Annotated in this window: 14 protein-coding genes; 10 read left to right on the top strand and 4 right to left on the bottom strand. The window is 69.8% G+C overall.

The window, feature by feature from the left end; all coding sequences use genetic code 11:
• Positions 1-37 precede the first annotated feature (37 nt).
• Positions 38-499, top strand: a complete 462-nt coding sequence (locus ACL00U_RS02250; RefSeq protein WP_156155317.1) for a DUF3060 domain-containing protein — start codon at positions 38-40, stop codon at positions 497-499.
• Between the two features lie 151 nt (positions 500-650).
• On the opposite strand, the gene ACL00U_RS02255 is transcribed toward ACL00U_RS02250, so the two are convergent.
• Positions 651-4,454: an Ig-like domain-containing protein gene (locus ACL00U_RS02255; RefSeq protein WP_412873765.1), complete on the bottom strand. Its 3,804-nt coding sequence runs from the start codon at positions 4,452-4,454 to the stop codon at positions 651-653.
• 226 nt (positions 4,455-4,680) lie between these two features.
• Between ACL00U_RS02255 and ACL00U_RS02260 the strand changes: the two genes are divergently transcribed.
• The 5 genes from ACL00U_RS02260 to ACL00U_RS02280 all read left to right on the top strand — a co-directional run bounded on the left by ACL00U_RS02260 (position 4,681) and on the right by ACL00U_RS02280 (position 9,352).
• Entirely contained in the window at positions 4,681-4,971 is a 291-nt protein-coding gene (locus tag ACL00U_RS02260) for a hypothetical protein (protein ID WP_139179641.1), read from the top strand.
• Between the two features lie 270 nt (positions 4,972-5,241).
• A complete protein-coding gene (gene dnaK / locus ACL00U_RS02265) occupies positions 5,242-7,107 on the top strand; it encodes a molecular chaperone DnaK (protein WP_017886379.1) in 1,866 nt (621 codons plus the stop codon).
• A 2-nt stretch (positions 7,108-7,109) separates the two neighbouring features.
• On the top strand, positions 7,110-7,769 hold the full coding sequence (locus tag ACL00U_RS02270) for a nucleotide exchange factor GrpE (protein ID WP_082046895.1): 660 nt from the start codon (positions 7,110-7,112) through the stop codon (positions 7,767-7,769).
• Between the two features lie 41 nt (positions 7,770-7,810).
• Positions 7,811-8,815 carry a DnaJ C-terminal domain-containing protein gene (locus ACL00U_RS02275; protein ID WP_017886377.1) on the top strand — a complete coding sequence of 335 codons (1,005 nt, stop codon included), beginning with the start codon at positions 7,811-7,813 and terminating at the stop codon, positions 8,813-8,815.
• 126 nt (positions 8,816-8,941) lie between these two features.
• The gene (locus ACL00U_RS02280; RefSeq protein ID WP_027464889.1) at positions 8,942-9,352 is read left to right on the top strand and encodes a heat shock protein transcriptional repressor HspR; all 411 of its coding nucleotides are present in this window, start codon (positions 8,942-8,944) and stop codon (positions 9,350-9,352) included.
• A gap of 70 nt (positions 9,353-9,422) precedes the next feature.
• On the opposite strand, the gene ACL00U_RS02285 is transcribed toward ACL00U_RS02280, so the two are convergent.
• Positions 9,423-11,483 (bottom strand): Ig-like domain-containing protein, encoded by a 2,061-nt coding sequence (locus ACL00U_RS02285; protein WP_412873766.1) that lies wholly within the window; start codon positions 11,481-11,483, stop codon positions 9,423-9,425.
• A gap of 122 nt (positions 11,484-11,605) precedes the next feature.
• On the opposite strand from ACL00U_RS02285, the gene ACL00U_RS02290 reads away from it, so the two are divergent.
• Positions 11,606-12,751, top strand: a complete 1,146-nt coding sequence (locus ACL00U_RS02290; protein ID WP_056069543.1) for a class I SAM-dependent methyltransferase — start codon at positions 11,606-11,608, stop codon at positions 12,749-12,751.
• Positions 12,752-12,823: 72 nt separating this feature from the next.
• On the opposite strand, the gene ACL00U_RS02295 is transcribed toward ACL00U_RS02290, so the two are convergent.
• A complete protein-coding gene (locus ACL00U_RS02295; RefSeq protein ID WP_017886373.1) occupies positions 12,824-13,654 on the bottom strand; it encodes an aldo/keto reductase in 831 nt (276 codons plus the stop codon).
• 87 nt (positions 13,655-13,741) lie between these two features.
• Complete coding sequence (locus tag ACL00U_RS02300; protein WP_042538705.1) at positions 13,742-14,161, bottom strand: hypothetical protein; 420 nt, start codon at positions 14,159-14,161, stop codon at positions 13,742-13,744.
• A gap of 237 nt (positions 14,162-14,398) precedes the next feature.
• Between ACL00U_RS02300 and ACL00U_RS02305 the strand changes: the two genes are divergently transcribed.
• From ACL00U_RS02305 to tatA, 3 genes are all read left to right on the top strand, one after another.
• On the top strand, positions 14,399-17,107 hold the full coding sequence (locus tag ACL00U_RS02305; RefSeq protein WP_140448273.1) for a glycoside hydrolase family 2 protein: 2,709 nt from the start codon (positions 14,399-14,401) through the stop codon (positions 17,105-17,107).
• 111 nt (positions 17,108-17,218) lie between these two features.
• Positions 17,219-18,775, top strand: coding sequence for a sugar transferase (locus tag ACL00U_RS02310; protein ID WP_017886370.1), 1,557 nt, complete (start codon positions 17,219-17,221; stop codon positions 18,773-18,775).
• Between the two features lie 148 nt (positions 18,776-18,923).
• Positions 18,924-19,211, top strand: coding sequence for a twin-arginine translocase TatA/TatE family subunit (gene tatA, locus ACL00U_RS02315; protein WP_017886369.1), 288 nt, complete (start codon positions 18,924-18,926; stop codon positions 19,209-19,211).
• Positions 19,212-19,278 lie beyond the last annotated feature (67 nt).

The following is a 19,278-nucleotide window of genomic DNA, read 5'->3' on the forward strand; positions in this document are numbered from 1 at the left end:
CGCGCCCGACACCTCCCGCTCCAGATCGGAACACACCATGGCCCTGAGCTCCCATCCTCCCGTCCGCCGCTTGCTCGTCACCGGACTGACCGCCGTCGGCATCCTCGCTGCAGTGACCGCGTGCTCCGGCACCGGCGACGACAAGCCGACCCCGAAGCCGAGTGCGAGCGCGACGGCCCAGGCGGACGAGCAGGTCTTCTCGAACCCGCCTGCCGACATCGGGAAGGTCCGGGCCGGGTGCAAGGACGGCAAGGCCGTCGTCGACCAGGCCAACAAGGACGTCACCGTCGGGGACTGCGCGTCGGTGGAGATCACCGCGGGCAACGCGGTCGTGCACCTCGGGAACGTCGAGGAACTCGTCGTCTCCGGTTCCATCAACGACATCGCCGCGAAGCAGGTCGGCTCGGTGCGGGTGACCACCGACGGCAACCGCCTGACCAGTGACAACGAGCCGAAGATCAGCGACGACGGCAAGGACAACGTGTTCCGCACGCGCTGATCGACACACACGCAGAACGACGAATGCCGCCGGCCCCAGGCCGGCGGCATTCGTCGTTCTGTCCCGCTGTTCTCCTCCCGCATCGCGGTTGACGCACGGGAACGGGCGCCCCTCCTGGTGGAGGGGCGCCCGTCGCGTGGTGCTGGTGGTGTTACCGGATGACGTTGATGGTGCGCTGGTCAGCAGGGCCGTTGAGGTTGCCCTTGGTGATCTGCTTGGTGAACAGCGTGTACGCCTGCGGGGTGAGGGTGCGCTCGACGGAGATCGTCCAGGCGCCCTGACCGTTCACCGTCGCGGAGCCCAGGCGGCTCACGGTGCCGTTCAGGACGACCTTGGCGCCGGGGGCACCGGTCCCCGTGAAGACGACCTGGTCGCCTCGGAGGGTCCCACCGTTGCCGGGGGTCTCGATGACGAGGTCCGCGGGCGTGCCGTAGTCGAGCGTCGCCGTCTTGGGCGCCGAGACCGTGCCGTTGACCGTCTGGGTGACGGTGAAGGTGCGGACGCCGGCGACCGTGGCGGGGATCGTGACGGAGTACTTCCCGTCGACGGCCTTGACGCTCTCGATGATCGTCGTGCCTTCGCGGACGATGACGTCCGCCCCGGTCTGGGCGTTGCCCGAGACGACGGCGTTCTGCTCGACGTCACGGTCGAAGACCCCGTTGGCCGTCAGCGCCGTGATCTGCTCGTTGCGGACGGTGACGGTGATGTTGACGCGCTGGGTGAGGCCGCCCTTGCTGGTCTGGAGTGCGTGGAGGTCGTAGACCGCCGGGTTGAGCTGGCGGGTGACGTCCACGGTCCAGGCGCCGTCGGTGATCTTGGTGTCACCGACGGAGGAGCTGTTGCCGCGCATGTCGAGCTTGGCGCCGGTGGCTCCGGTGCCGGTGAAGCGGATGGAGCCGTTGGTGACGGTGGCGCCGTTGGCCGGGGTCTGGATGACCGGGGCTGCGGGGTTGCCGTAGTCGAGGGAGCGGTCCAGTGGTGCGGAGACCTGGCCTCGGACGGTCTGGGTGACGGTGAAGTCGTTGACGCCGAAGTGGGCCTTGTTCGCGGGGATCGTGATCGTGTAGCGGCCGTTGGTGGCGATGGCGGTGCCGATGGTGTCGCCGTTGCTGTCCTTCACGGTGACCGTTGCGCCGGGGTTGGCGGAGCCGGTGATCGCGGCGGGCAGGTTCTCGTCCGTGGTGTTGAACGCGGCGGTCGCGGTCAGCGGAGCAACCGGCGCCTCGTTGCGGACGGTGACGGTGATGTTGACGCGCTGGGTGAGGCCGCCCTTGCTGGTCTGGAGTGCGTGGAGGTCGTAGACCGCCGGGTTGAGCTGGCGGGTGACGTCCACGGTCCAGGCGCCGTCGGTGATCTTGGTGTCACCGACGGAGGAGCTGTTGCCGCGCATGTCGAGCTTGGCGCCGGTGGCTCCGGTGCCGGTGAAGCGGATGGAGCCGTTGGTGACGGTGGCGCCGTTGGCCGGGGTCTGGATGACCGGGGCTGCGGGGTTGCCGTAGTCGAGGGAGCGGTCGAGTGGTGCGGAGACCTGGCCTCGGACGGTCTGGGTGACGGTGAAGTCGTTGACGCCGAAGTGGGCCTTGTTCGCGGGGATCGTGATCGTGTAGCGGCCGTTGGTGGCGATGGCGGTGCCGATGGTGTCGCCGTTGCTGTCCTTCACGGTGACGGTTGCGCCGGGGTTGGCGGAGCCGGTGATCGTCGCGGGCAGGTTCTCGTCCGTGGTGTTGAACGCGGCGGTCGCGGTCAGCGGAGCAACCGGCGCCTCGTCGGTGATCGTGATCGTGATCGGGACCTGCGTCGTGAGTCCGCCCTTGGTGGTCTGCACGGCGCGCAGGTTGTAGACGTTGTTCGACAGGTCGATCGTCACCGGTGCGTTCCAGACACCGTCGGTGACGGTACCGGTCGCGATGGCTCGGACGGAACCGCGGACGTCGATGCGGGCGCCCTCGTCACCGGTACCGGTGAAGGTCAGGCCGTCCTTCTGGACCGTCGAGCCGTTCGCCGGGCTGGTGATGCGGATCGGTGCCGGCATGCCGTAGTCGAGCGAGACGTCCTTCTCGGGCGAGGTCGTGTCGTTCTTCGTCTGGGTCACGGTGAAGTCGTTGACGCCGGTGTGGGCGAACGACGGCGGGACCGGGATCGAGTACTTCCCGTCGACTGCCTCGGTGCGGCCGACCTCGTTGCCGAGGCTGTCCTTGACGATCACGGTCGCGCCCGTGGTGGCGTCGCCGGAGATCGTCGCGGGCTTGGTGACGTCGTCATCGAACGCGCCGACCGCGGTCAGCTCGGTCGTGAGCGGGTTCGTCGCGACCGTGAAGGAGACCTTCTCGGTGCTCGGTGCCCCGGTGAGCGGGGTCTGGATCACGTCGAACTCGTAGGAGCCGTCTGCGAGGTCCGCGGTCGCGGGGACGCTCCAGGCGCCGTCCTTCACGACGGTGGTCGCGATGAGGTTGTCGTCGGCGTCGCGGATCTCGATCGTGGCACCCTCGTCGCCGGTACCCGAGAACACCGGGCGCTTGGAGTCGACCGTGGAGCCGTCGGCCGGCGTGGTGACGACGAGCGCGTCCGGTGCGGGAACCTCGGCGGCTTCGACCGTGGCCTGCGTGGTGCTGGTGGTGTTGAACGCTCCCTCGGTGGCGGTACCGCTGAGCACGGTGCGCATCGGGAAGGTGCCGGCCTCGGCGTCCTCGGGCGTGTTCACGTCGATGTTCCAGCGCATCAGGGACGCGTCGGGAAGGTTCCAGGTCGTGGTGGTCGTCGCGAAGTCGTAGGTGTACTTCGTGCCGTCCGCGGAACGGACCCCGTTGGTCAGGGTCATGGCCGAGTTCGTCCAGGCGTCGTCACCCGGCTTCTTGAACGAACCCTCGATCGTGCTCTGGTCCGCGGCGAAGGTGGTGCCCTCGGGAGCGGTGAACTCGACCTTGCCCTGCGGGCGGCTGATCGAACCGTTCGTCTTGAAAAGGGATTCCACCGAGGTGACCTCGCCACGTTCGAGCGTGACTGCGGTGCCGGCCTGGCCAGAGATCGCGGCGTCGTTGATCACGACGTCGAGGTCCTTCGAGTCGTGCTCCTCGCCTTCGATCTCCTGCACCACGTGGAGTGCGTTCGTGCCGCGCTCGAGGCCGTCGACCGTGATGCTCCACGCACCGGTCTCGGCGTCGGCCTCGGTGCTCTCGTCGCCGATCGTGATCGTCGCGCCCGGAGTTGCGGTACCCGAGATCACGGCGGACTTGCCTGCGTGGTCGATCGAAGCGATGTCGGCCACGAGGTCGACGACGTTGGTCTCGATGGTGGTGGTCGTCGTGCCCTCAGCCAGGAAGTCGCCCTTGCTGCTGGTGCCCGGCATGGAGAACTCCATTGCGTCGGAACCGGCGGGAGCGTCCTCGTCAGCGGTCACGCCGACCATGAAGCGGTACTGCTCGTCGGCGGGGTGGTTCGCGGCCCACTCGGCATCGAACGTGATGGTCTTGCCGTCATTCGACCGCGAACCGTCGGTCAGCGGGACGGACGTGGTGTTCGCCCAGTCGTCCTCTCCGACGTCACGCATCTGGCCCTGGACCGTGGCCTGCTGGTCGAACGTGGTGCCTTCGGGTGCGTCGAGCGTGACCGTGCCGTCGGTGTTCGTGCGCGCCTCGCGGTTCTCGACCACGAACGGCACCGGGGTGCTCTCGCCGCGCTCGAGCTCGATCGGGCCCTGGTCGACACCGACGAGCGTGCCGCCCTCGACGATCGTCGCGGTGACAGTCTTCTCGTCGACCCGCGCGTTGTTGAAGCGCTGCGTCGCGGTGAGGGAGTTCGCCCCGACTGAGAGCCCTTCGACGGTCATCGACCAGTTGCCGCTCGAGTTGACGTCGACGGTCTTGTTGCCGATCGTCACCGTGCCGTTCGGCGTTGCCGTACCCGACACCTCAGCGGTCCTCGCGATGTTGTTCACCTTCGTCACCTGCGCGGTCATGGCTCGGGTGCTCGGGAAAATCTCATCGTACGTCGCGAGTTCGTAACCTGTCTGGCCTTTCCCAAGCCATGCTGGCTCATTCGAGTACGGCCAGATACCGATCCGGGAAGAACCCTCCCAGAGGGTGCCGCCACTGAGGTTGATCTGCACCGCGTTGCCGCAAGATCCAACGGTGTAGTCGTGGGTGAAGCCCGACGGTGCCGGGACAATGCACGAGGATCCGATCTTGAGCTCGCCAGTACCCGTAGTGAATGTTGCAGTCGCAGCAGCCGCTTTCGCGGCGGCGAGCGATGAATGGGCTGTGGCGCTGAGATTGGATCCGACAGCCCACCAGGTCGAGTTAGATCTGGACTTCATCACGAACTTGCCGGAGGCGGTGGCCTGGGTCGAGATCGACCGGGGCTCGGGCGAAGCGATCGCCGTTGCTGCACCGAATGACAGGCCGGACACGATGGTGGCAGCGGCCAGCCCGGCCGCACCCATGGACTTGAGGGCAGTCGATGCCCTCTTCTTGTGAGACATGTGCATCTTTCAGGACAGGCCGCGCGACGGCGGCTGTGCGGGAAGGGGGCACGCCCGTGGACAGACTCCAACGGCGCATGTGTATTCAGAATATCACGTGAAATACCAACATACGAACGTGCTACCTCACTTGCGCCCGACTGGGAGTTGAGTGGGACTGGCGCAGGTTTGTGCTCCCTGAAGTTGACTCCAGGTGACTCAGGAGTAGGGTTGAGTCCATCGGACGCAAGTCCAACGACTTACCCCCAAGCAAGAGGAGCAACACATGGGACGTGCAGTAGGCATCGACCTCGGAACCACCAACTCCGTCGTCTCCGTTCTCGAAGGTGGCGAGCCCACCGTCATCGCCAACGCCGAAGGCATGCGCACCACGCCGTCGATCGTGGCGTTCACGAAGGACGGCGAGGTCCTGGTCGGCGAGACCGCCAAGCGCCAGGCCGTGACGAACGTCGACCGCACCATCGCGTCGGTCAAGCGTCACGTCGGCACCGACTGGACCACCGAGATCGACGGCAAGAAGTACACGCCGCAGGAGATCTCGGCCCGCACCCTCGGCAAGCTCAAGCGCGACGCCGAGCAGTACCTCGGCGAAGACGTCACGGACGCGGTCATCACCGTGCCGGCGTACTTCAACGACGCCGAGCGCCAGGCCACGAAGGACGCCGGTGAGATCGCCGGCCTCAACGTCCTCCGCATCATCAACGAGCCGACCGCCGCCGCTCTCGCCTACGGCCTCGACAAGGGCAAGGAAGACGAGCTCATCCTGGTCTTCGACCTCGGTGGCGGCACGTTCGACGTCTCCCTGCTCGAGGTGGGCAAGGACGATGACTTCTCGACGATCCAGGTCCGCGCGACCTCCGGTGACAACCGCCTCGGTGGTGACGACTGGGACCAGCGCATCGTCGACTACCTGGTCAAGAAGTTCAAGGACGAGCACGGCGTCGACCTGTCCACGGACAAGATCGCCAAGCAGCGTCTGAAGGAAGCGGCTGAGCAGGCCAAGAAGGAGCTGTCGTCGCAGATGTCGGCGAACATCCAGCTCCCGTACCTGACGCTCACCGCCGAGGGCCCGCTGAACCTGGACGAGACCATCTCGCGCGCACAGTTCGAGCAGATGACCTCCGACCTGCTCGACCGCACCAAGAAGCCGTTCAACGACGTCATCAAGGAAGCCGGTGTCTCGGTCAACGACATCGCGCACGTGGTGCTCGTCGGTGGCTCGACCCGTATGCCCGCCGTGGCCGAGGTCGTCAAGTCGCTGACCGGTGGCAAGTCCCCGAACCAGGGCGTCAACCCGGACGAGGTCGTCGCAGTCGGTGCCGCGCTGCAGGCCGGTGTGCTGAAGGGCGAGCGCAAGGACGTCCTGCTCATCGACGTCACGCCGCTGTCGCTCGGCATCGAGACCAAGGGCGGCCTGATGACGAAGCTCATCGACCGCAACACCGCGATCCCGACCAAGCGGAGCGAGACCTTCACGACCGCTGACGACAACCAGCCGTCGGTCGCCATCCAGGTCTTCCAGGGCGAGCGCGAGTTCACCCGCGACAACAAGCCGCTCGGCACCTTCGAGCTCACCGGCATCGCCCCGGCTCCCCGTGGCGTGCCGCAGGTCGAGGTCACCTTCGACATCGACGCCAACGGCATCGTGCACGTGTCCGCCAAGGACAAGGGCACCGGCAAGGAGCAGTCGATGGTCATCTCCGGCGGCTCGTCGCTGCCGAAGGAGGACATCGAGCGCATGGTCCGCGAAGCCGAGGAGCACGCCGCCGAGGACAAGGCACGTCGCGAGGCCAACGAGCGTCGCAACCAGGCCGAGCAGCTCGTCTACTCGATCGAGAAGCTCATCAAGGAGAACGACGAGAAGCTCCCCGCGGACGTCAAGTCCGAGGTGCAGGCCGATGTCGACGCGCTCAAGTCCGCTCTTGCGGGCGAGGACGACGACGCCGTGAAGACCGCCTTCGACAAGCTCAACGAGTCGCAGGGCAAGCTCGGCCAGGCCATCTACAGCCAGCAGGACGCAGCAGCCGGCGCCGCCGGTGGCGAGCAGCCCGCGGGTGAGCAGCCGGCCGACGACGAGGACATCGTCGACGCCGAGGTCGTGGACGACGAGGACGACAAGGACAAGAAGTAACGATGACGGATCCCAAGGACAACGCGCCCCACGAGGACGAGCCCCAGGTCGAGGGCGACGCCACGAACGCGGCCGAGCCCGAGGACCTCATCGAGGCGGAGGGGCCCGACGTCGAAGTACCGACGGACGGCCCCGCCGCCGGGGGCCCGGCGGCCGATGCAGCGAACGACCTCTCCCCGGAGGACGAAGCGCTGCTCGCCGACGCGGCCCGCGGCATCGCCGAGGACAAGCTCAGCACCGAGGACCGCGACCTCGTCGCGGAGATGCGTGCGGACATGCTCCGTGCGCAGGCCGAGCTGGTGAACTTCCGGAAGCGCGTCGAGCGTGACCGGGAGGCCAACCGCGAGGTCGCCATCGCCGAAGTGGTGCGGGCCCTGCTGCCGGCGCTCGACGACCTCACCCGGGCCGAGGCCCACGGTGACCTCGCCGAGGGGCCGATGCAGGTCATCGGCCAGAAGATCCGCGGGGGCTTCGAGAAGTTCAAGCTCGTGCAGATCGGCGAGAAGGGCGAGGCGTTCGACCCGAACATCCACGAGGCGATCGTCCAGCTCCCCACCCCGGGCGCCACCGGACAGACCGTCGCGGACGTCGTCGAGCCGGGCTACAAGCTCGGTGAGCGCGTCCTCCGCGCGGCCAAGGTCGCGGTGGCGGTCCCGGCCTGAGCCGGGTCCCCACGGTGACGACAGAAGAAGGCAGGTGATCCATGGCCAGTCAGGATTGGTTCGACAAGGACTTCTACAAGGTCCTCGGCGTGTCCAAGGACGCCTCCGACGCCGAGCTGAAGAAGACGTACCGGAAGCTCGCGCGGCAGTTCCACCCGGACTCCAACCCGGGTGACGCCGCCGCCGAGAACCGCTTCAAGGAGATCAGCGAGGCGTACTCGGTGCTCTCCGACAAGGAGCAGCGCCAGGAGTACGACCAGGTCCGCGCCATGGGCTCCGGCGCCCGCTTCACAGCGGGCGGCGGGGGCCAGGGCGGCTTCGAGGACGTCTTCGGCGGGATGTTCGGGCAGCAGGGCGGCGGCGGACAGCGTGTCCGCTTCGGCCAGGGTGGCCCCGGCGGTGCCGGTGGATTCGAGGACATCCTCGGCGGGATGTTCGGCGGAGGTGGCGGCTTCGGCCAGACCTCCGGCGGCTACCGCGGTTTCGGCGGGCCGACGAAGGGCCGCGACGTCACGGCGTCGACGACCCTCGACTTCACCACGGCGATCGCCGGTGACACCGTCAAGCTGTCGCAGGGCAACGGCCGACCGGTGAACGTCCGCATCCCCGCGGGCGTCGCCGACGGTCAGAAGATCCGTCTGCGCGGCCGCGGCGAGCCCTCGCCCGATGGCGGAGAGGCCGGTGACCTCGTGGTCGCCGTGTCGGTGCGGAAGCACCCGGTGTTCGAGCGCGACGGGCTCAACCTGCGCGTGGACGTCCCCGTGACGTTCACCGAGGCAGCGCTCGGCGCGACGATCGAGGTCCCGACGCTCGGCGGTTCGCCCGTGAAGCTCAAGGTCGCCCCCGGCACGCCGTCGGGTCGCGTCCTGCGCGTCAAGGGCCGCGGCGTCACGACGAAGAACGGCACGGGCGACCTGCTCGCGACCGTCCAGGTCGCGGTGCCGTCGCACCTGTCGGACAAGCAGCGCGAGGCCGTCGAGGCACTTGCGGCTGCGCTGCCCGACGAGAACCCCCGCGAGGACCTCCTCGCCAAGGCGCGCGACTAGCGTCGCGCACGCAATGCAGTAGACCCGGCCTGGAGGAACGGCGCGGCTTCCTGACGGACGCTCGCCGTTCCTCCAGGCTGGTTTCCACCCCACGCGGACGACGGAAAGGAACGCGCCATGACCGACATGGACGAGAACTCGCCCGTCTTCGCGATCGCGGTCGCTGCGGAGCTCGCCGAGATGCACCCGCAGACGCTGCGGCAGTACGACCGGCTCGGCCTGGTCGTGCCGGGTCGCACCCGGGGTGGGTCGCGGCGGTACTCGATGCGCGATGTCGTGCAGTTGCGCGAGATCGCGCGACTCGGCTCCGAGGGGGTGTCGCTGGAGGGGATCCGGCGGGTGCTCGACCTGGAGAACGAGAACAAGGCGCTGCGCGACCGGGTGCGCGAACTCGAGTCGGCGTTGGCCGACCAGCTCATCAACCGGCCCGGTGCGCGGGTCTTCGCCGCCACCGCGAGTGGTGCGGCGATCTCGCTCAAGGCGGGGTCGCGGCCGCAGCGGAACACGCAGATCGTCCTGTACCGCGGACCGCGCTGACGGGGATCGACAGGCGAACGCCCCCGGTGACCGAGTGGTCACCGGGGGCGTTCTGTGTGGGCTGTGTGGCTTACTTGACGGTGAAGCGGACGGGGAGCTCGCTGGTGGCGTTGCCGGGCGTGGTCTGCTTCGCGGTGAGGGCGTAGCTGCCACGGCCGAGGTCGATGTTCGACGCCACGCTCCACTTGCCGTCGGCGTTGACCTCGGCGGTCGCGACGACGCGGGAGGTGCCGCGGATCTCGATCGTCGAGCCGGCCTGGCCGGTGCCGGTGAAGGTGGGGCGGGGTCCGGTGGTGGTGCCGTTCATCCCGGGGGACGTGACCGTCAACGGCGCTGCCGTGGCGGTGACGGAGAAGCGGACGGGGGCTTCGCTGGTGGCGTTGCCGGTGGTGGTCTGCTTCGCGGTGAGGGCGTAGCTGCCGCGGCCGAGGTCGATGCTCGACGTGGCGCTCCACTTGCCGTCGGCGTTGACCTCGGCGGTCCCGACGACGCGCGAGGTGCCGCGGATCTCGATCGTGGACCCGGCCTGGCCCGTGCCGGTGAAGGTGGGGCGGGGGCCGGTGGCGGTGCCGTTCATCCCGGGGGACGTGACCACGAGCGGTGCGACGGCGTCGTCTTCGGTGGTGAAGGCGATGTCGCGCATCACCGAGGAGCGTCCGTCGGCGGTGGTCTGCGTGAACGTGACCTCGTACCCGTCCTTGCTGGTCAGGTCCGCGGTGGCGTCCCAGGTGCCCACGCCCGACCGGGCACCGTCTGCCTTCGTCTCGAAGAGTCGCTGGCCGCGCTGGTCGGTCGCGGTGATCGTCGCGCCCGCCTCGGCGGTGCCGGCGAACGCCCGCTTGCCCGGTGTGTAGTCGTTCTCGTCCGCGAGGCCCTCGACCCGCAGGAGGCGGGGGAGCGCCACGCGCTCGGACGTCCCGCTGAAGTCGCGGCCGTCGAAGACCAGGTTGACCATGTCGAGCTGCTTGCCGGTCGCGGCGGCGGCGATCGTGTAGCTCCACACGGCATCGGCGCTGGTGGCGTGCCCGACGACCCGGTCGCCGTCGAGGATCCAGAGTCCAGGAGCGTCGTCGTGCTCCCCGACCACCTGGACGCGCCCGTCCGGGTGGACGAACACGGACCGGAGGGACGGTGCGGCGGCAGTCGGGTCGATCGGCAGCTGCTCGAGTGCGACGGGCACACGGGGCGACGAGGTGCCGTCGGCAGTGCGTCCGACGACGTAGACCGTGGAGCCGACGCGGTCCTGCGGGAGCCGAGCAGAGTAGCCGGTCTCGCCGAGGCGGGCGTCGGCGATGGTGGAGCCGGCTTCGTCCTGCACGACGACCGAGTCCACGTCCTCAGCGACGGAACCCGCCACGACGAACGACCCGTCGAGGACGCGCCCCTTCTGCACGACCGTGGGTGCGGTCGGCGCGTCCGATGCCGCCGGCGAGAACCGGACGTCGCGGAGCTCGTTCGTCCGGCCGTCGGTCGTCGTCTGGGTGAGGGTGATCACGTGGTCGGCGTCGGTGAGGTCGGCGTCGGCGCTCCAGGTGCCGGTCCCGTTGCGGGCTCCGCTCACCTCGGTCGTGAACAGGGTGGCGCCCGACGTGGTGTCCTCCGCCACGATGGTCGCGCCGGCAGTCGCGCTGCCGGCGAAGTGGTTGGTGCCGGGCGTGAACGTGTTCTGCTCCTGCTGCAGTCCGTCGACCTTGATGGTGCGCGGGATCGGGATGCGCTCGCCGCGGGTCTGGGTGCCGTCGGCGGCGGTGTGGACGCGGATCGCTTCGAGCGGTTCGTCCTTGTGGCGGTCCTGCACGACGAGGAAGAAGATGCCGGTGGTGCTCCGGTCGTACACCTGGTTGCCGCTGACGAGCCAGACGTCGTCGCCACCACCGGCTCGTCCGCCGACGATGCGGGATGACCACGGGGTGCTCCAGTCGATGGAGAAGCGCAGTGCCTCCAGCGAGGGATCGACGGGGATGGAATCGAAGTCCGGAAGAGTCTCCTGCACGGTGGAGTCCGACGACGAGGCGGCTGCGGGAGTGGCGGTGGCAGCGGTGGCGGCCGCGGGCGTCAGCAAGCCGAAGCCGAGGGAAGCGGTGAGGACGCCGCAGACGACCGCGGCGCTCCGGAACGATGTGGATGCCATTGAGGGCTCCTTCTGGTGGGGGGACTCCCAGTGTATTGACATGTGAAATACACAGGCTGTTGATATCGCGAGTGCAATCACCATGCGCTTCGCCGCGGGCTGTCGCCGGGTACGCTGACGCGGTGCCAGACTTCGCCGACTTCTTCCGCCGACGCGACGACGCCGCGCCGGACCTCATCGCGATCGACGGCACGGACCGGTTCCTCATCGACGAGGCACCGCACGTGCACGGCGACGCGCTCCGGCAGCCGGGCGAGGTCGCGGTCGTCGATGATCGGCACGGGGTGCTGACGCTCGGCCTCATCACGCAGTACGGCGCGAGCGACATCCGGGTCGTCCAGGACTCCCTGGTGGGGGAGCGCGCACTCGAGGCCAACGCCGGCACCTTCGGACTCCGTGGGTTCCACCACCCCGACTCGTTCGAGGCTGCGTTCCGCGACGTCCGGCTGGTCGTGCTGCGGCTGTCGAAGTCGCACGACCGACTGGACGAGATCGCCCGCGCCGTCGCCCGGTTCGCCGCGCCCGACGTCGTGTTGCTCTGCGGCGGCAACGTCAAGTACATGAACCTGTCGCAGAACGACGTGCTGCGCCGGTCGTTCGGCGACGTCACTGCCTCGCGTGGCCGGGGCAAGTCGCGGCTGCTCATCGCGCAGGACCCGCTCCGCGCCCAGGCCACCCGTGCCGCGACCACGAACCCCTGGCCCCGGTCGGTGCACGTCGACGACCTCGGCATGACCCTGGTCGCGCACGGTGGCGTGTTCGCGGGGACGTCGCTCGACCAGGGCACGCGGGTGCTCCTCGACGCGATGGACCGAGCGGTCCCCACCGCGCGCACGGTCGTGGACCTGGGGAGTGGCAACGGCGTGATCGCAGCGGCGACCGCGCTGCGCCGACCGAACGTCCGCGTGGTCGCCACCGACGTGTCGCGGATCGCGGTGGAGTCGACGCGCGCGACGGCGGAGGCCAACGGGGTCGCCGACCGGGTGACGGTGCTGCGGACCGACGCGGGCGACGAGCTCGCCGAGGGGTCCGCGCAGCTGGTGCTGTGCAACCCGCCGTTCCACGCGGACACGGCGGTGACCACGGACACCGCCGAGGCGATGTTCCGGAACGCGGCCACGATCCTCCAGGCCGGCGGTGAACTGTGGTGCGTCTGGAACACGCACCTGCGCTACCGGCCGGTCCTCTCGCGCCTGGTCGGGCCGACCCGCGAGGTCGTCAGGACCCCGAAGTTCACCGTGACGGCCTCGGTCGCGACGAACCGCTGACGGCTACGGACGGCGAGAGCCGCCCGGGCTGACCCGGACGGCTCTCGCGACGTGCTGCTGTGCTGGGATCGATCAGGCCGGCACGTAGTCGAACGTGTCGGGGTCGGGACCCGTGCGGTGGCCCTTGTCGAGGCCGGTGATGTCCGTCATGTCCTCGTCCGAGAGCTCGAAGTCGAAGATCGCGAAGTTCTCCTCGACGCGGGCGCGCGTGACGGACTTCGGGAACACGATGTCGCCGCGCTGGATGTGCCAACGGAGGACGACCTGCGCCGGGGACTTGCCGACCGACGAGGCGATGCGGGTGATGGTCTCGTCGTCGAGCACGAGGCCCTGCGCGATCGGGGACCACGCCTCGGTCGCGATGCCGTGCTCACGGTTGTAGGCGCGGAGTTCGTCCTGCGCCAGGTACGGGTGCACCTCGATCTGGTTCACGGCCGGGGTGATGGTCGTCTCGGCGGCGAGGCGGTTGAGGTGGTTGGTCTGGAAGTTCGAGACACCGATCGACCGGGCGGTACCGGCGGCGTAGAGCTCCTCGAAGGCCTTCCACGTCGGCACGAAGTCCGAGACGGTGGGCAGGGGCCAGTGGATGAGGAAGAGGTCGGTGTAGCCGCCGAGCAGCTCGGCCGACTTCTTGCCGTTCTCCAGCGCAGCCTCGGGGTCGTGGAAGCCGTTGTTGAGCTTCGAGGTGACGAAGATCTCCTCACGCGGGATGCCGGACGCAGCGATCGCCTCACCGACCTCCTTCTCGTTGCCGTACATCTCGGCGGTGTCGATGTGGCGGTAGCCGACCTCGAGCGCAGCCAGCGTGGCGGCCTTCGTCTCGGAGGGGTCGATCTGGAAGACACCGAAGCCGAGCTGCGGGATGGTCTTGCCGTCGTTCAGGGTGATGTTCGGAACGGTCATGGACCCATGCAACCAAACGCCCCTCAGCGCGCATTCCGCCGACACCCAGGAACGGCGAGCCCGGGCGCGCCGCTCGGGCTGCGCAGCTCAGGAGAGCGCAGCCGTGATGTACGCCTGCAGTGCCTGCCCGTACGCGATCGCGGGCACCTCGGACGCGAAGCTGCGGTCGACGCCCCCGATCGTCGCCGTCACCGTGAAGACCAGGCGCCCGCCGACCGGCACCCGGGTCAGCCCGATGAACGACGGCCCGAGCAGGTCGCGCAGCTGGTCCTCGCGGGGCAGCCAGAGCGACTCCGACGCGGTGACCGAGTCGAGGGCCCACTCCGTGGTGCCGTTGAAGCCGAGGATCGTGCCGGTGGGGGAGTCGTGCCGTTCGACGGTCATCTCGGACACCGTGTAGACGTCGTCGTCGATGCCGGGCTTGTCGATCACGAACCGGTCCCCGGTCTCGGGGTGCCAGCGGAGGCCGGCGTCACGGAGGGACCTGGCGAGTTCGACGGTGATCACGTTCCCACCTTGCCCGCGCGACCCGCCCCTGTCACCACCTAGGTTGCCGAAAGCATCCCGTACTAGCATCGCCGAGCACCCCTCGCGCGAGCGCACCCCGTTCGCGCGCGCGGCGTGACGACGCCCGGGCAACCGGTGCCGCGCCTCCAGGCCGTGGGACCGGTCGTGGGCCGGGCCGCCGGCCGGCGTCCCCGACCGAGGCTGACGGACACCCTGCCGCCGAAGAGAAGGACCCGCATGACCCTCGAACGCGAGGAACTCCGCGACCACTGGACCGTGACGATGGCCGGAGGAACCGGTGCGCCGGACGGCGTCGTGGGCCGCACCATCCCGGCGACGGTGCCGGGCCAGGTCCACACCGACCTGGAGCGGGAGGGCCTGCTGCCGGACCCGACGTTCCACCTGAACGAGCAGGACGCCAAGTGGGTCGGCCGCGCCGACTGGGCCTACCGCCGCACGGTCGACGTCGACCCGCGCGGACACGAGCGCGTCGACCTGGTCTGCGACGGCCTGGACACCGTCGCGGAGCTCAGCCTGGACGGCGTCGTCGTGGGCACGACCCGCAACATGCACCGCCGCTACCGGTTCGACGCCCGGGTGCAGACGGGGTCCGGTGGCACCACGAAGGACCTCGAGATCCTGTTCGAGTCGCCGTACCGCGAGGCCGGCCGGGTGGCCGCGAAGGCCGGCAGCATGCCGGGCCCGTACGACGAACCGTTCCCGTACATCCGCAAGATGGCGTCGAACTTCGGCTGGGACTGGGGCCTGACCGCGGTCACGAGCGGCCCCTGGCGGCCGGTCGCGATCGAGCGCTGGTCGACCGCGCGCCTGCGCGAGGTGCGTCCGCTCGTCGACGTCGAGGCCGGTGAGGGCGTGCTCGACGCCCACATCACCGTCGAGCGTTCGGGGATGAACGACCTGGACCAGGACGGCGAGGACGACGACCTGGTGCTCGTCGTCACCGTGAGCGGCGAGACCGAGGACGGCGCCACCACGCGTCAGCGCTCCCGCGCGCAGCTGACCCCGAAGGACGACGAGACGGTCGTCACCGTGCGCGTTCCCGAGGCACGACGCTGGTGGCCGCGCGGCTACGGCGCGCAGCCGCAGTACGACGTCGTGGTCGAGCTGCAGACCGTCGACGGCGAGGTGCTCGACCGCGACACGTTCCGCACCGGCTTCCGGTCGACCCGGATCGAGACCCAGGTGGACGGCATCGGTCGCCCCTTCGCGGTGCACGTCAACGGCACCCTCGTCGACGTCCGTGGCGTCAACTGGATCCCCGACGACGTCATCGTCTCGCGCGTGGACCGCGCCCGGCTCGAGTCCCGGCTGGGTGCCGCGGCGTCGCTCGGCACGAACCTCGTGCGCGTCTGGGGCGGCGGCGTGTACGAATCGCGCGACTTCTACGAGGTCTGCGACGAACTCGGACTGCTCGTCTGGCAGGACTTCCCGTTCGCGTGCTCGGCTTACCCGGAGGTCGAGCCGATCCGCAGCGAGGTCATCGCCGAGGCGCGGGACAACGTCGCCCGGCTCGCCCGCCATCCCTCGCTGGTGGTCTGGAACGGCAACAACGAGAACATCTGGCTGCACGACGCCGACGGCTGGGGTGCCGAGCTGGGCGATCGGGGCTGGGGCCTCGACTACTACCTCGACCTGTTGCCGACCATCGTCGACGCCGTCGACCCGTCGCGCTTCTACACGGTCGCGTCGCCGTGGTCCGGTTCCGAGTCGCTGCCCGCGAACGAGGTCGACCACGAGACGCACCACTCCTGGGACGTCTGGAACCGGCTGCCCGACACCGCCTACCGCGAGTCGGTGCCGCGCTTCGTGTCCGAGTTCGGCTGGCAGGCGCCGCCCGCTTGGCGCACGCTGCGCGATGCGGTCACGGACGCGCCGCTGCGGGTCGACTCGCCCGGTGTGGTCCACCACCAGAAGGCGGCGGACGGGATGGCCAAGCTGGCCCGCGGGCTGGAGCCGCGCTTCGGCGGGGTCGACCCGGCAGCGTTCGACGCCTGGCACTACCTGACGCAGCTGCAGCAGGCACGGGCGATCGCGACCGGCATCGAGCACTGGCGCACGCACTGGCCGCGGAACACCGGCGTGGTGGTGTGGCAGCTGAACGACCTGTGGCCGGTGTCGTCGTGGTCCGCGATCGACTCGGCGGGGCGGCTGAAGCCGCTGGCGCACGAGCTGCGCCGCCTGTACGACGACGTGCTGCTGACGATCCGTCCGGTGTCGTCGGTGTCGGTGGCGCCTGGGGCGGCCGACGCGTCCGGTGCGGTCGTTCCGACCAGCGCGTCGGGTGCGTCGGGTGCGGAGCGGACGGGAGGCCCGGATCACCCGGGTGCGTCGCCTGCGGCCGGCGAGACGGCCGATCTGGGTGCGCTCGCGGACACGCTCTCGCTGGGCGTCTCGCCCGGCGCCTTCGGGTCCTCGCCCGTCGAGGTGGCCGTCCGGTCGACCCGCACCGGGCACGACAGCGTCGTCCGGGTCCGCCGGATCACCACGGCCGGCACGATCCTGGCCGAGGTGTCGCTGCCGGTCCGGTTGTCCGGCGCCGGCGTCGCGGTGGTGTCGCTGCCCGAGTCGGTGGGCGTCGTCGACGACCCGGCGAACGAGCTCATCGTCGCGGACATGGACTGGCGCCGTGCGGTCTGGACCCCCGGCCCCGACGCTGCGATGCGCTGGGAGCCGGCGCGCTACCGGACCGCGTTCGCGGTGGTCGACGGCGGCGTGGACCTGACCGTCGAGGCTGACTCGCTCGTCCGCGACCTGCTCGTGCAGCCGGACCGTGTGGCGGCCGGCGGCACGGTCGACCGCGGGTTCATGACGCTGCTGCCCGGCGAACGGGTGGTGTTCCGGCTGCGCGGGGTGACCGAGGCCGACGTCCCCGCGCTCCGGGAGGCGCCCGTGCTCTGGAGTCTGGACCGCGCGCTCGACCGTTGATATGCAGAACGACACGGTGATATATTTGACGGTGCGCCGCTCGATGTCGTGACCTGAGCGACTCCGGCGTCCGATCGATCTCCTCGTCGATCGGTCGACAGGAGGCCCCAGATGTCGTTCGCGATGCGCCCACCCACCGGAGCGGTCCCCACCGTGCTCCACTCGACCGTGCTCCACCCGACCGCGCTGAACTCGACGGTGCCGACGTCCGCCGGGCCGGTCGGTGCCACGGCGTCACTCCGGACGGTCGCTCCGGCGGGGGCGCGCCGGGGGTTCGTCCCCGCGGTGGCGTTGCTCGACCTCGCGCTGCTGCTCACCGCGTTCGCCATCGCCCACGTCGTGCGGTTCCCCTGGGAGCTCGCATCCGTCCGACCACGCTCGGGCTGGTTCGAGTTCGTGGTGGCCCCCGCCATCGTCGTGGTCTGGATGCTCCTGCTCTCGGTGTTCCGCACCCGCGACCCCCGGATCGCGGGCATCGGCGGCGAGGAGTACCGCCGCCTCGTCACCGCGAGCCTCGTCGCCATCGCCGGGGTCGCGGTCGTCGCGTACGCGGCGCAGCTCGACCTGGCCCGCGGGTACGTCGCGATCGCGTTCCCGCTGGGGCTCGCGTTCCTGACACTCGGCCGCAAGGGTGTCCGCACAGTGCTCGCCCGGAGTCGCGCCCGGGGCGAGCACCTGCAGGACGTCCTGATCGTCGGCGACGCCGAGGACGTCCGGTACGTGGGTGCGCGGATCGCCGCTGCGCCGAGTGCCGGCTACCGCGTGCGGGCCGTCGTCACGGACTGCGCTCCGGCCGGGGCCCGTGTCGACCTGGGGGCGGCAACGGCTCCGGTCGTCGGGGGCATCGATGACGTGCTCGCGCACGCCCGGGCCGAGGGCGTCTCCGCCGTCGTCGTCGCGGGTGCCGTCCGTGGTGGGCACGCCCGCCTCCGTCGCCTCGGGTGGCAGCTCGAGGAACACGGCGTCGAGCTCGTGGTGTCCTCCCCCCTGGCCGACATCGCCGCCGGGCGGGTGCACGAGCGCCCGGTCGACGGGCTGCCGCTCATGCACGTCGAGACCCCCGACTACCGCCGCCGGATGGGCAAGCGGGCGCTCGACGTCGTCGGCGCCGTGCTCGGCCTGGCGTTGCTCTCCCCGGTCCTGGCCGCGGTCGCGCTGGCGGTCCGCGCTGACGACGGCGGGCCGGTGTTCTTCCGGCAGGTCCGCGTCGGTCGCGGTGGCGCGGAGTTCCCGATCCTGAAGTTCCGGACGATGTGCGTCGACGCCGAGGCGCGCATGGCTGCTCTGCAGTCCGAGAACCAGGGCGCCGGTCCGCTGTTCAAGATGCAGGACGACCCGCGGGTGACCCGGGTCGGTGCCTTCCTGCGACGGACCTCGCTCGACGAACTGCCGCAGCTGTGGAACGTGCTCACCGGGTCGATGAGCCTGGTCGGCCCCCGACCGGCCCTGCCCCGCGAAGTCGCGCTGTACGAGGACTTCGCCGACCGCCGACTCCTCGTGACCCCGGGGATCACCGGCTTGTGGCAGGTCAGCGGCCGATCGGACCTCGACTGGGCCGAAGGGGTGCGGCTCGACCTGCACTACGTCGAGAACTGGTCGTTCCTGCACGACCTGGTGATCCTCGCCCGCACCGTCCCGTCGGTGCTGCGGTCCCGCGGCGCGTACTGAGCGCTGCGCTTCCCTGGACGAACGGTGTCCGTTCCGGGGGCCGGCCTGGGCTTCCAGGGGCGGGGGAGTTACGATGGAGGCACACGGACTTCCGCCGCGTGGGTCGACGACGATCACCGGACGGCGACCAGTTCCACAACAAGGAGTCATGATGCTCGGAAACCTCGGCGGCATTCACCTGCTGATCATCCTCGGGATCGTCATCCTGCTGTTCGGCGCGACCAAGCTCCCGGCGCTCGCCAAGGGCCTCGGTCAGTCGATCAACATCTTCAAGAAGGAGATGTCCGACGACGAGAAGAAGGCCCAGGCCAACGGTGCGGCGCCGGACGGCACGGTGCACAACAGCACCGTCCAGAACGCTCCCGCCGAGCCCGCCGCCGGTCCGGTCCTGAACCCGGGGCCGAGCGCGCAGCCCAACACCGACTCCCGGCGTTAGGACACCCAGCCCCGTCCTGTCGGCAGCCCCCGCGACCACATCGGTCGCGGGGGCTTCGTCGTGCGGG

This window comes from Curtobacterium poinsettiae (assembly GCF_047226435.1).
GTDB lineage: Bacteria > Actinomycetota > Actinomycetes > Actinomycetales > Microbacteriaceae > Curtobacterium > Curtobacterium poinsettiae.